Below are 10337 nucleotides of genomic sequence, written 5' to 3'. Positions count from 1 at the left end.
GCCGCAGCAAGTTTGGGAGCCATATCCGTAACCGCTGGGTCAGCCGAGATGCTGGCTCCAACCAGTCGATCCGCTCGGTCACCCGCCCACAACTCAGGCAATCGACTCGGCGCACTGGTAGTTGAAGCAGGACGCGCTGATCGAACAGATCACGATCACGCACCAGACGAATCCGGCGATCGTGAATCAACGGGCTGAACTGGCCACAACGCCCGCACTTAGGAAGAGAGCCGGCTTGAGGTTCAAGCTCAATGAGGAGGGTGTTATCGGTAGATGGGCGACAGGCAACGGCGTCGTAGCCTGGCCAGAAAGCAGCAAGATCAATAGGATGCACGGCGACAGCAGGGACAGGTGAAGGGTGTGTTTGGCGACTGCCAATTTACCTGCTTCCCTGACTGTCAACTCGCTCTTCCCCCAGACTCCGCGAAGAACCTTTTTTGAGCTGAGGAGTGTATCGATGGACAAGCTGGAAAAACCGCTCGACGTCTGGCGCGAGGAACTCTCCGATGAGCAGTTCCAGATCTGCCGGCTGGGCGCCACCGAGCGTCCCTTCACGGGTAAGTACAACGACACGAAGACACCTGGCATCTACCATTGCGCCTGCTGCGACACGCCACTGTTCGATGCGGATGCTAAGTTCGATTCCGGCTGCGGCTGGCCCAGCTATTTCCAGCCGGTCAGTGATACCGCTATCGCCAGCCTGGATGATTTCAGTCACGGTATGCACCGGATCGAGGTCAGGTGCGCACGCTGCGATGCTCACCTCGGTCATGTTTTTCCCGATGGCCCGCAGCCGACCGGGTTGCGCTACTGCATCAATTCCGCCTCTCTCAACCTGAAGCCGCGCGAAGCCTGAGCATCGTCGGTTGCAAGGAGCCTCGCATGCACGACCCATTGCTGGACATTCCCTGCGTCACCATCGAGGGCGAGCAGAAGAGGCTCGCGGATTTCGATGCCAAGGTGTTGCTGGTGGTCAATACGGCCAGTCAGTGTGGTTTTACCCCGCAATACAAGGGGTTGGAAGCGTTGTGGCAGCGTTACGGCGAGCGCGGATTGATGGTGCTCGGATTTCCCTGTAACCAGTTCGGCAAGCAGGAGCCAGACGGCGAGCAGGAAATCGCAGCATTCTGCGAACGCCGTTTCGGCGTTTCCTTTCCCCTGTTTGCCAAAGTCGAGGTGAACGGTGGGGATGCTCATCCGCTCTTCATTGAATTGAAAAAGCGCGCACCTGGGCTGTTGGGTAGCAAGGCGATCAAGTGGAATTTCACCAAGTTTCTCATCTCTGACCAGGGTAGGGCGGTGAGGCGTTTTTCCTCTCGCACCACGCCGGAGGCAATGGCCGCGGAAATCGAGACATTGCTTTGACTGCTGCTTAAGTGAGGTTGCGTTTCGCCTGCCTGATTGCCTGTTGTCGGGTCCGGTTCAGCCGGGCCTTTTCGTCTCTGGAGTCATCATGGATGTCGAGTTGAAAGCCTTCCTGCAGCGTGCCGAGGGACTGCTGGCGCGTATCGAGCCGCTGCTACCTGCCCAGCCAGCGGTCATCGATTGGGATCGTACCTTTGCGGCGCGCTGGCAGCGTGATGCTCGCAGCGGCTTTCTGGCACCGCTGGAAGTCAGCTTGGATCTGAGTCTGGCTGATCTGATCGGCATTGATCGCCAGCGCGATCTGCTGTCCGCCAACACGCGCCAGTTCGTCGATGGATTGCCGGCCAACCACGTGCTGTTGTGGGGCGCCCGTGGCACCGGCAAGTCGTCGTTGATTCGCGCGTTGCTGGCCGAATACGCCGCGGATGGGCTGCGTCTGATCGAAATCGAGCGTGACCATCTGGCGGACCTGCCACGCGTTGTCGAACTGTTGGCCGGGTTACGACAGGCATTCGTCCTGTTCTGTGACGACCTCTCGTTCGAGGCGGGAGAGGGCGACTATCGCGTGCTCAAGAGTGTGCTGGATGGATCGCTGGAGCGTGCGCCGGAGAACGTGCTGTTGTACGCCACGTCTAATCGCCGGCACCTGGTCCCGGAGCGTCAGAGTGACAACGAGAACTGGCAGATGGTCGACGGCGAACTGCACCCGAACGAAGCGGTGGAAGACAAGATCGCGTTGTCCGACCGCTTCGGTTTGTGGCTGTCGTTCTACCCCTTCACCCAGCAGCACTACCTCAGTGTGGTACGCCATTGGATCGATTCGTTGGCGCGGCGGGCCAGCCTCGATTGGGCGTGGAGCGAAGCCCTTGAGAAGGATGCGATTCGTTGGGCAACCGGGCGCGGCAACCGCAACGGTCGCTGCGCCTACCAGTACGCTCGGCAGTGGGTGGGTAAGCGTCTGCTCGAAGCGCGAGGCTGAACGTATTTGCTGAGGTCGTCAAGGCGGCCTGCTGCGTGACTTCACAGCGGGCGTGATCGGAACTCAGGCGGTAGCGGCCTTGCCCATTTCCTTGAGCTTGGCGTTCATGCGCTGCTCGTCCGGCAGGATGCCCGCGACCGATGGCAATGCCAGCATGCGTGCATGATGTGCTGCGAGGTCGGGCCAGCGCTGCGCGTCGAGCTGTTCGCCACCGTGCGCCATGTTGATCAGTTGGCAGGCGACGGCGATGTCCGCCATCGACAGTTGGTTGCCGACGAGGAACTCCCGCTGGGCGAGTTGCTGCTCAAGGTAATCGAAATGCGGCGGTAGCTTCTGCTTCAGCGCGGCCTGCACTGCCTCTTCATTGCAGGCTTGACCGGCGGTCGGCTTAAGGATGCGGTTGCGGAAAACGGTAAAGGTGGCCAGAGGTGCCAACTCGTAGTCTGCGTACTTTTCCAGCCAGCGGACCCGCCCGCGTTCCTGCGCGTTGCTAGCGTAAAGGGCAGGCGTATCGGGATAGGCCTCCTCGAGGTACTGGCAGATCACGCTGGAGTCAGCGAGGGTGCAGTCGCCGTCCTTGAGCGCCGGGATGCGTCCCAGTGGATTGATGGCCAGGTACCATTGCGGAGGCGTGAAGGGCATGACCGTCTCTAGCTGATAATCGAGCCCCTTTTGCCTGAGGCACAGGCGCACCTTGCGCACGAACGGTGAGAGGGGAACGCCATACACGGTCAAGGTCATGGGATTTCTCCGTAGCAGATCAGGGCTGATGAGCTATCAATAGACGTTGTTTTTCTTCCAGAGATCTTCGTCATCGAACGCCTTCATGCCTTCGGCGAGCTCGTTGGGCTCGTCTGTCTTGGGCACCTTGTTCTTCAACACCAAAGCGTCGGCATGTGCGAGGAGGGCTTCCAGCTGTTTGAGCTGGCTCTGATAAGGCGCCGGTGCAGGCTGGCGGCGAATATGCTGAATGCCTCGTTCGAAGGCCAGGCGTGCGCGTTGCGGCTGGTTCTGTTGCAGCGCAAGTTTGCCCAAGCCGGTGAAGAACTCGATGTGCAGGATAGCCAGCATGCGTTGGATGTCCTGCACCCAGCGTTTGGCTTCGGCCTGATCGATCAGGCCGTCCTTGGTGGCGCGAACGATCTGGGCGTGGAGATCTTCGAGCATGAAGCGGCTTTCCTTGGCCTGTGCTTCCGTCACGATCTGCCGCGGAGCATTGCGCATCTCGATCGCTTCGCCCTTGGCCAGCTCGGCCTGCAGCGTCTGCATTCGCGCGCTCAGTTTGTCATTGCCCTTGTCCACCGGCCGCAGGCGTTCGCTCAGCGCAAGTTCGAGGCGGGTCAGCAATAGCTTCAGCGCGGGTGTCATCATCTGTCCCGGGAGTCCGTCGGACAGCTCCGCGCAGCGGCGGCAGCGGTCAGTGAGGTCAGCCCGTTTACGGGCCTTTTCCAGATTGCCTTTTTCGACGATCTGAATGGTGTAGACGATGCCGACCAGCAGGAACACACCGACCAGGATCAACGCAGTGATCATTAATGGAGACACTTGACTGCACCTCTCGAGCCGCTGGTTTTTCGCTTGAGTGTAGTGGCTTGATGATGTGGCCGATAGCTCTACGTGCTGCCCAGGTATGGCCTTCAAATTTTTTTAAAAACTATGCTTGACGACTCCCGAGGGCCTCCATAGAATGCGCGCCACTTGCAGCGTGAAGCACCAAACAGAGCGCTGCAGGCCGGAATGAAGCTTGTGGTTTCCGGGCAACGTCCCCTTCGTCTAGTGGCCTAGGACACCGCCCTTTCACGGCGGTAACAGGGGTTCGAGTCCCCTAGGGGACGCCATTTTTGCTGTAGATAATGCGGGAATAGCTCAGTTGGTAGAGCACGACCTTGCCAAGGTCGGGGTCGCGAGTTCGAGTCTCGTTTCCCGCTCCAAATTCTCTTCGGTGACCTTTTCAAGGTGATCGAAGAAAGAAAAAAGCGACCTCAGGGTCGCTTTTTTCGTTTCAGTCGATCCCTTTCAGATCTCAGCTCTTGCTGATCTTTATGCCCAGCGCCTGCGTGGCTTGCCATGCGCTGGCGCCGTCCGCTACCTCAGGCCAGCCTACTGCATCGCGCGGCGGGCTGCCGGAGGAGGCTCAAGGTGGTGGGCGTCCCCTCAGGTGTATTTGGTGAAGATGCTGCGCACCCGTTCCAGGGTCTCGCCTGTATCTTGCGTCTGGTCGTGCAGCGCCTCTTCGATCAGGCAGGTCAGCATCAGCCGGTAGGCTTTGTCCAGCGCGCTACGAGCAGCGGAAAACTGTTGAGCGATGGCTTCGCAATCTTCGCCTCGCTTGATCATTGCCTGGATGCCGCGCACCTGCCCCTCGACTCTCGCTAAACGTTTCAGCATGGCCTGCTGCTGGGCCTGCATCTCTGCGGATTTCACGGGGAGGGTCTGGTCATTCATGCGGCTACCTCGACATGACTGGATGGAGAGCCTGCGAAGATTCCGATTAGGGTCGCGGCTCATATACGGGTAGGGGCATGCTAGCGATGCCGCCGCTGGCGGCCAACTTCTTTCGGTCAGGGCTTGCCAAACAATATATAAAAAAATATATTGTCATCATCTTAAATGTTTGATCGCTGACCTATGACTGCCGATCTGGATATCGAGCAACTGCGCGCCAATGCGGCGTCCGCGGGGGCTTTGCTGAAGGCTTTGGCCAACCCTGACCGCCTGTTGCTGCTTTGCCAGTTGTCGCTGGGCGAGCGCAATGTCTCCGAGCTGGAACAGCTGCTGGGCATTCAGCAGCCGACGCTGTCGCAGCAGCTCGCCGTATTGCGCCGGGAGGGGCTTGTTGCAACGCGCCGCGAAGGTAAGCAGGTCTACTACCGGATCAGCAGCGCTGAAGCATTGGCGGTGATCACGACGCTTTATCAGCTGTTCTGCGAAGGGGGCAAGCAATGACCATCGACTGGATCAACTTCACACCCTGGGCGGCATTGGCTGGTGGTGTCCTCATCGGTGCCGCGGCCAGCTTGTTCGTCCTGCTCAATGGCCGAATCGCCGGGATCAGCGGGCTGCTTGCCAGCCTGCTGGAAACGGGGGGCGAGGGGCGAAGCGAAAAACTGTTGTTTCTGCTCGGCATCCTGCTCGCGCCGCTCCTTTGGATGCTGTTTGGCACCCTGCCAGCGATGGAGTTTCAGTCCGGCTGGATCGGTTTGCTGGTGGCCGGGATGTTGGTCGGCGTCGGTACTCGCTACGGCTCCGGTTGCACCAGTGGGCATGGGGTCTGCGGGATCTCGCGACTGTCACCGCGCTCCATCGTGGCGACCGTGGCATTCATGGTCGCCGGCTTCGCCACGGTCTATGTACTACGTCATCTGTTGGGAGGCTGAGCATGCGCAAGTTGACTTCATTTGCTGCTGGTCTGCTATTCGGGCTGGGGCTGCTGCTTTCCGGAATGGCCAACCCGGCCAAGGTCATCGGTTTCCTTGATCTGGCGGGCGCCTGGGATCCCTCGTTGGCGCTGGTGATGGTCGGTGCCATCGCTACGGCGCTGGTGCCTTTCACCTGGGCGAGGAAACACGAGCGCTCTTTGCTCGATGCGCCGATGCAGCTGCCAACCAAGCGCGAGCTGGATGGCAGGCTGATCGGTGGCAGTCTGCTGTTCGGTGTGGGCTGGGGAATCGCTGGCATCTGTCCGGGCCCGGCCATCGCCATGCTGCTCGGCGGGCACTGGCAGGTCGTGCTTTTCGTTCTCGCCATGCTTGGCGGAATGCTGTTGTTCTCCGCGCTGGAACGCCGGCGCGCTTGCTGACCGGGAGGTCTTTATGAAAGTCAACGTTGGAACCATTGATCGGGCACTGCGCATCGTTGTCGGCTTGGTGCTTATCGGTCTGAGCCTGGGCGGCGTGATCGGTGCCTGGGGCTGGATCGGTCTGTTGCCGCTGGCGACTGGCATCTTCCGTTTCTGCCCAGCCTATACGCTGCTCGGTATCAAGACTTGCAAGGCGTGCGATTCCAAGTCCTGAGAGTCTGCGAAGCTCCACAGCAAAAAGGCCGACATCGATGTCGGCCTTTTTTTGTCTGCGCGCTGCGATCCGGCTATTCGAAACTGGGCAGGCTCGGCTTCACAACGGGCTTGTTCGCGCCGACCCAGGCGTCGAAGTCAACCCCGCCGGCGATCGACTGGACATGCAGGTAGCCCATGTCCTGCAGCGCTGCTGCGGACAGTGCGGCGCGACCGCTGGTCTTGCAATAGAGCACGATGTTCATGTCGCGCGCGGCGAGTTCCGGTGTGCCGCTGAGCTTGAACTCCAGCAGCCCCCGCGGAATGTTGAGGGCGCCGGCGATATGGCCCTCACGAAACTCATCCGCCTCGCGCACGTCGATCAGCACGTCCGCTGCCTGGATCGCGGCGTCGGCATCCGCGACTGCGACTTCCTGTATGTGGGCCCGGGCCAGTTCGACGAGGTCATGTGCGTTCTTCATCCTGCGTTCTCCTTGATGTTGCCAAAACATTCACGCTGCCGTTCACGGGCATGGTGGGTGGTGTCCGGGTCCAGTGCGAGCAGCGCTTCGTACTGGCTGATGAAAACCTGACCGCCCAAATGAGCGAGGAAATCAGTGTTCTGTAATCGGTCCATGACCGGCCCCTTGACCTCGGAAAGATGGAGCTGGATGCCTGCGGTGTGCAGGCGGGCCGTGATGGCCTCAAGACTCTCCAGGGCGCTGGCGTCGATCAGGTTCACGCCTGGGCACATCAGCACCAGGTGCTCGGCCTGCGGGTAGCGCCCGATCAGCTCGGCGACGCGGTCTTCGAGGAAGCGCGCATTGGGGAAATACAGGCTCTCGTCGACGCGCACCGAGAGCACCCTCGGGCTCTGTATTACGGCGAAGCGCTCGATGTTGCGAAAATGTTCGCTACCCGGCAGCTGGCCGACCACGGCAATATGCGGCTGGCTGGTGCGCCAGAGAAACAGCAACAGCGATAGGCCGACACCGAGCAGGATGCCGCTTACCACGCCGATCAGCAGCACACCGAGCATGGTGGCAGCCATGGCCGCTGCGTCCTGTCGGGAGTAGCGCCAGGTGCGGCGCAGGGCGGAGAGGTCCACCAGGCTGAGCACAGCGACAATGATCGTCGCGGCCAGTACCGCGTGTGGCAGATTGCGGACCAGTGGCGTGAACAGCAGCACGGTGAGGCCGATGCCCACTGCGGTCAGCGCACCAGCCAGCGGCGTCTGTGCGCCAGCATCGAAGTTGACCACCGAGCGGGCGAAGCCGCCGGTTACCGGAAAGCCACCACTGACGGCCGCGGCGACATTGGCGCCGCCAAGCGCGACCAGTTCCTGGTTAGGCTCGATGCGTTCGCGGCGCTTGGCCGCCAGGGTCTGCGCCACGGAAACCGACTCGACGAAGCCGACCAGGCTGATCAGCACCGCCGCAGGCAGCAGTTGCAGTGCTAGCGTCATATCCAGCGTCGGCAGCCTCATGCTGGGTAGGCCGCCAGGCACCGCACCGACTACCCGCACGCCGGCATCGGCGAGCTGAAAGACGCTGACCGCCGCTATCGCCAGCAGCAAGGCAGCGACCGGCCCGATCTTGCTCAGCGTGCCGGCGATATGCGGACTCATACCCAAACGCTGCAGCCAAGTGGAGAGGCGGCTGCGCACCAGGTAGAGAAATAGCAGGCTCGTCGTGCCGACGATGAATGTCGGCAGATGCATTTGCGACAATGCTCCGAGCAGGCCCCAAACCAGCTCCACGGCGTTTTCACCTCCGGTTGAGATGCCGAGGATGTGCTTGAGCTGGCCGAGAGCGATGAGGATGCCCGAAGCGCTGATGAAGCCGGAAATCACCGGATGGCTGAGGAAATTCGCCAGAAAGCCCAGGCGCAGCATGGCCATGAGCAGCAGCACCGCGCCGGAGAGCAGCGCCAGCAGCATGGCCGCGCCCGCATATTCCGCGCTACCCGGGGCGAACAACGGTCCCAAGGCGGCCGCAGTCATCAGCGATACCACTGCCACCGGGCCGACTGCCAGGGTGCGACTGGTGCCGAACAGGGTATAGGCGATCAGCGGCAGCATGCTGGCGTACAGGCCGGTCACTGGCGGCAGGCCGGCGAGCATGGCGTAGGCGAGGCTCTGCGGGATCAGCATCAGCGTTACGATCAGCGCGGCCAGGCTGTCCTTGGCCGCGGCCGCGCGATCATAGTGCCTGACCCACTCCAATATGGGCATGTAGCGAGCCAAGCGCTGCTTCATCCCTTCTTCTCCTGAGTGAAGTCGCAAGCGTCGGGTGCCTCGGCCGGGCGCGGTTCGAAGTCCAGATGCTTCGGCTCGGCCAGCCATTCATGGCCCTTGAGCATCATCTCGAAGTAGATCGACGGCATCCATTGGGTCTTCAGCTTCCAGGCCAGGCGGCGCGGCACTTTCGGGTCGAGCGGGAACGTCGGCAGCAGCTTTCCGCCATAGCCGAACTCGGCGAGGATCACCTTGCCGTGCTCGACGGTCAGCGGGCAGGAGCCGTAACCATCGTAGATCGCCCGCGGGCCGCTGCCCTTGAGCACACTCAGCACGTTTTCGGCGACCACCGGTGCTTGTTTGCGCACCGCTGCTGCGGTCTTGGCGTTGGGCGCGGAACACACATCGCCGAGGCTGAAAACGTTGCCGAAGCGCGGATGTCGCAGCGTCTCGTGCTCGGCCTCGAACCAGCCGTCGGCGTTGGCCAGGGCGCTGTGGCGAATGAAGTCCGGTGCGTGCTGCGGTGGCACCATGTGCAGCAGATCGAACTCACGCTCCACCGTGGTACTTTGCCCGGCGCTGTCGGTCACCTTGAACCAGGCCTTGCGCGCCGGTCCGTCGACAGCCACCAGATTGTGGTTGAAGTTCAGCCGCGCGCCGTAGCGCTCGACGTACTGCATCAGCGCGGGCACGAAGTCTGCGACGCCGAACAGGACCGCGCCAGCCGAACAGAAGTCGACCTCGATATCCTTCAGCACGCCTTGCTGGCGCCAGTGATCGCAGGACAGGTACATCGCCTTCTGCGGTGCGCCGGCGCACTTGATCGGCATGGGTGGCTGGGTGAATAGCGCCTTGCCGCCGCGCAGGTTCTGCACCAGTTGCCAGGTGTAGGGCGCCAGTTCGAAGGCGTAATTCGAGGTCACGCCGAACTTGCCGAGGCTGTCGCGGGCGCCTTCGATGGCGTCCCAGTCGAGGCTCAGGCCCGGGCAGACCACCAGCGCCCGATAGCCGATGCGACTGCCGTCTTCGAGCACCACTTGCTGGTGCTCCGGCTCGAAGGCTTCGGCAGCCGCGCGGATCCATTGCGCCTTGGACGGAATGCAGCGACTCATCGCGCGCTCGGTGGCGGCGCGGTCGAACACGCCGGCGCCTACCAGCGTCCAGCCGGGCTGATAGTAGTGCTGTTCACGGGGTTCGATGATTGCGACGCGCAGTTCGGGGTCGCGCTTGAGCAAACTGGCTGTCACGGCGCAGCCGGCCGCGCCGCCGCCAATCACCAGGACGTCGTAGCGCGGCGTGACGGCGAATTTCGAAGCGCCCGGCAGCGGCAGATCGGTTGTCGACTGCCAGTAACCCTGCATGCGTGGCAGCAGGCCGCTGAGGTCGTAACTGGCTTGCTGGGCTGTCTGCAGCAACACCTGCGGATCGAGGTGATGTGCCTGGGCCAGTGCCCAGAGCGAGGCCGAGCGTGTCCCGGTGCGACAGAATGCCAGTGCTGGCCCCTTGATCCGCGCCAGTAGCGCTCGGAAGGCCGCGACGTCGGCATCAGTGATCTGCCCGGATACGACCGGTAGATGATGGTACTCAAGGCCGGACGCCTCGGCGGCGGTGCGCATGGCCTCGCTGGACGGCTGGCCTTCGTCCTCGTTGTCCGGGCGGTTGTTGATGACGCAGCGAAATCCGCTGCCGGCCAGCAGCGCCATGTCCGCCGGTTGCAACTGGGCAGCGACGGAGATGAAAGGGGTCAGTCGTTTTATTGTTTGCAT

The 10337-nt window shown here is 61.8% G+C and carries 14 protein-coding genes and 2 tRNA genes; 9 read left to right on the top strand and 7 right to left on the bottom strand.

Features of this window, described 5'->3' with window-relative positions:
* The coding region (locus F753_RS50180; protein WP_167332063.1) for a transposase family protein at nt 1-334 on the bottom strand (334 nt) is incomplete at its 3' end.
* A gap of 123 nt (nt 335-457) precedes the next feature.
* Here F753_RS50180 and msrB point away from each other — a divergent pair.
* The 3 genes from msrB (at nt 458) to F753_RS34145 (ending at nt 2344) form a co-directional block, all read left to right on the top strand.
* Nucleotides 458-856: a peptide-methionine (R)-S-oxide reductase MsrB gene (gene msrB / locus F753_RS34155; protein WP_003299543.1), complete on the top strand. Its 399-nt coding sequence runs from the start codon at nt 458-460 to the stop codon at nt 854-856.
* Between the two features lie 26 nt (nt 857-882).
* Entirely contained in the window at nt 883-1365 is a 483-nt protein-coding gene (locus tag F753_RS34150; RefSeq protein WP_023445006.1) for a glutathione peroxidase, read from the top strand.
* A gap of 88 nt (nt 1366-1453) precedes the next feature.
* The gene (locus F753_RS34145) at nt 1454-2344 is read left to right on the top strand and encodes an ATP-binding protein (RefSeq protein ID WP_023445005.1); all 891 of its coding nucleotides are present in this window, start codon (nt 1454-1456) and stop codon (nt 2342-2344) included.
* A gap of 63 nt (nt 2345-2407) precedes the next feature.
* Here F753_RS34145 and F753_RS34140 read toward each other — a convergent pair whose 3' ends face one another.
* Entirely contained in the window at nt 2408-3085 is a 678-nt protein-coding gene (locus F753_RS34140; protein ID WP_023445004.1) for a glutathione S-transferase family protein, read from the bottom strand.
* Between the two features lie 36 nt (nt 3086-3121).
* Nucleotides 3122-3889 carry a hypothetical protein gene (locus tag F753_RS34135; protein ID WP_245218637.1) on the bottom strand — a complete coding sequence of 256 codons (768 nt, stop codon included), beginning with the start codon at nt 3887-3889 and terminating at the stop codon, nt 3122-3124.
* 217 nt (nt 3890-4106) lie between these two features.
* Here F753_RS34135 and F753_RS34130 point away from each other — a divergent pair.
* Together F753_RS34130 and F753_RS34125 are read left to right on the top strand one after the other, a co-directional pair.
* Nucleotides 4107-4182, top strand: a tRNA-Glu gene (locus F753_RS34130).
* Nucleotides 4183-4199: 17 nt separating this feature from the next.
* Nucleotides 4200-4275 (top strand) — tRNA-Gly (locus F753_RS34125).
* 223 nt (nt 4276-4498) lie between these two features.
* Here the strand turns inward: F753_RS34125 and F753_RS34120 are convergent.
* Nucleotides 4499-4789, bottom strand: a complete 291-nt coding sequence (locus tag F753_RS34120; RefSeq protein ID WP_023445002.1) for a metal-sensing transcriptional repressor — start codon at nt 4787-4789, stop codon at nt 4499-4501.
* A 183-nt stretch (nt 4790-4972) separates the two neighbouring features.
* Between F753_RS34120 and F753_RS34115 the strand changes: the two genes are divergently transcribed.
* Genes F753_RS34115 through F753_RS34100 form a run of 4 tightly spaced genes read left to right on the top strand, consistent with a single transcriptional unit; the run spans nt 4973 to nt 6357 of the window.
* Entirely contained in the window at nt 4973-5290 is a 318-nt protein-coding gene (locus F753_RS34115) for an ArsR/SmtB family transcription factor (protein WP_003299535.1), read from the top strand.
* Nucleotides 5287-5721, top strand: coding sequence for a YeeE/YedE family protein (locus F753_RS34110; protein ID WP_014820816.1), 435 nt, complete (start codon nt 5287-5289; stop codon nt 5719-5721). The genes F753_RS34115 and F753_RS34110 overlap by 4 nt, the downstream gene beginning before the upstream one ends.
* A gap of 2 nt (nt 5722-5723) precedes the next feature.
* The gene (locus tag F753_RS34105; protein WP_014820815.1) at nt 5724-6143 is read left to right on the top strand and encodes a YeeE/YedE family protein; all 420 of its coding nucleotides are present in this window, start codon (nt 5724-5726) and stop codon (nt 6141-6143) included.
* 13 nt (nt 6144-6156) lie between these two features.
* Nucleotides 6157-6357, top strand: coding sequence for a YgaP family membrane protein (locus F753_RS34100; RefSeq protein ID WP_003299529.1), 201 nt, complete (start codon nt 6157-6159; stop codon nt 6355-6357).
* Between the two features lie 73 nt (nt 6358-6430).
* Here F753_RS34100 and F753_RS34095 read toward each other — a convergent pair whose 3' ends face one another.
* The 3 genes from F753_RS34095 to F753_RS34085 are packed head-to-tail and all read right to left on the bottom strand — an operon-like array spanning nt 6431 to nt 10337.
* Nucleotides 6431-6817, bottom strand: a complete 387-nt coding sequence (locus F753_RS34095; protein WP_023445001.1) for a rhodanese-like domain-containing protein — start codon at nt 6815-6817, stop codon at nt 6431-6433.
* The gene (locus F753_RS34090) at nt 6814-8592 is read right to left on the bottom strand and encodes a SulP family inorganic anion transporter (protein ID WP_023445000.1); all 1779 of its coding nucleotides are present in this window, start codon (nt 8590-8592) and stop codon (nt 6814-6816) included. The genes F753_RS34095 and F753_RS34090 overlap by 4 nt, the downstream gene beginning before the upstream one ends.
* Nucleotides 8589-10337, bottom strand: a complete 1749-nt coding sequence (locus F753_RS34085) for a bifunctional protein tyrosine phosphatase family protein/NAD(P)/FAD-dependent oxidoreductase (RefSeq protein WP_023444999.1) — start codon at nt 10335-10337, stop codon at nt 8589-8591. The genes F753_RS34090 and F753_RS34085 overlap by 4 nt, the downstream gene beginning before the upstream one ends.

It is taken from the genome of Stutzerimonas chloritidismutans AW-1, from assembly GCF_000495915.1.
Lineage (GTDB): Bacteria > Pseudomonadota > Gammaproteobacteria > Pseudomonadales > Pseudomonadaceae > Stutzerimonas > Stutzerimonas chloritidismutans.
Note: the sequence above shows the minus strand (reverse complement) of the source record. Positions and strands in the feature narration are given on the sequence as shown.

Coding starts and splice junctions, on each gene's coding strand:
- msrB (WP_003299543.1), top strand. CDS start 458: ATGGACAAGCTGGAAAAACCGCTCGACGTCTGGCGCGAGGAACTCTCC.
- F753_RS34150 (WP_023445006.1), top strand. CDS start 883: ATGCACGACCCATTGCTGGACATTCCCTGCGTCACCATCGAGGGCGAG.
- F753_RS34145 (WP_023445005.1), top strand. CDS start 1,454: ATGGATGTCGAGTTGAAAGCCTTCCTGCAGCGTGCCGAGGGACTGCTG.
- F753_RS34140 (WP_023445004.1), bottom strand. CDS start 3,085: ATGACCTTGACCGTGTATGGCGTTCCCCTCTCACCGTTCGTGCGCAAG.
- F753_RS34120 (WP_023445002.1), bottom strand. CDS start 4,789: ATGAATGACCAGACCCTCCCCGTGAAATCCGCAGAGATGCAGGCCCAG.
- F753_RS34115 (WP_003299535.1), top strand. CDS start 4,973: ATGACTGCCGATCTGGATATCGAGCAACTGCGCGCCAATGCGGCGTCC.
- F753_RS34110 (WP_014820816.1), top strand. CDS start 5,287: ATGACCATCGACTGGATCAACTTCACACCCTGGGCGGCATTGGCTGGT.
- F753_RS34105 (WP_014820815.1), top strand. CDS start 5,724: ATGCGCAAGTTGACTTCATTTGCTGCTGGTCTGCTATTCGGGCTGGGG.
- F753_RS34100 (WP_003299529.1), top strand. CDS start 6,157: ATGAAAGTCAACGTTGGAACCATTGATCGGGCACTGCGCATCGTTGTC.
- F753_RS34095 (WP_023445001.1), bottom strand. CDS start 6,817: ATGAAGAACGCACATGACCTCGTCGAACTGGCCCGGGCCCACATACAG.
- F753_RS34090 (WP_023445000.1), bottom strand. CDS start 8,592: ATGAAGCAGCGCTTGGCTCGCTACATGCCCATATTGGAGTGGGTCAGG.
- F753_RS34085 (WP_023444999.1), bottom strand. CDS start 10,337: ATGCAAACAATAAAACGACTGACCCCTTTCATCTCCGTCGCTGCCCAG.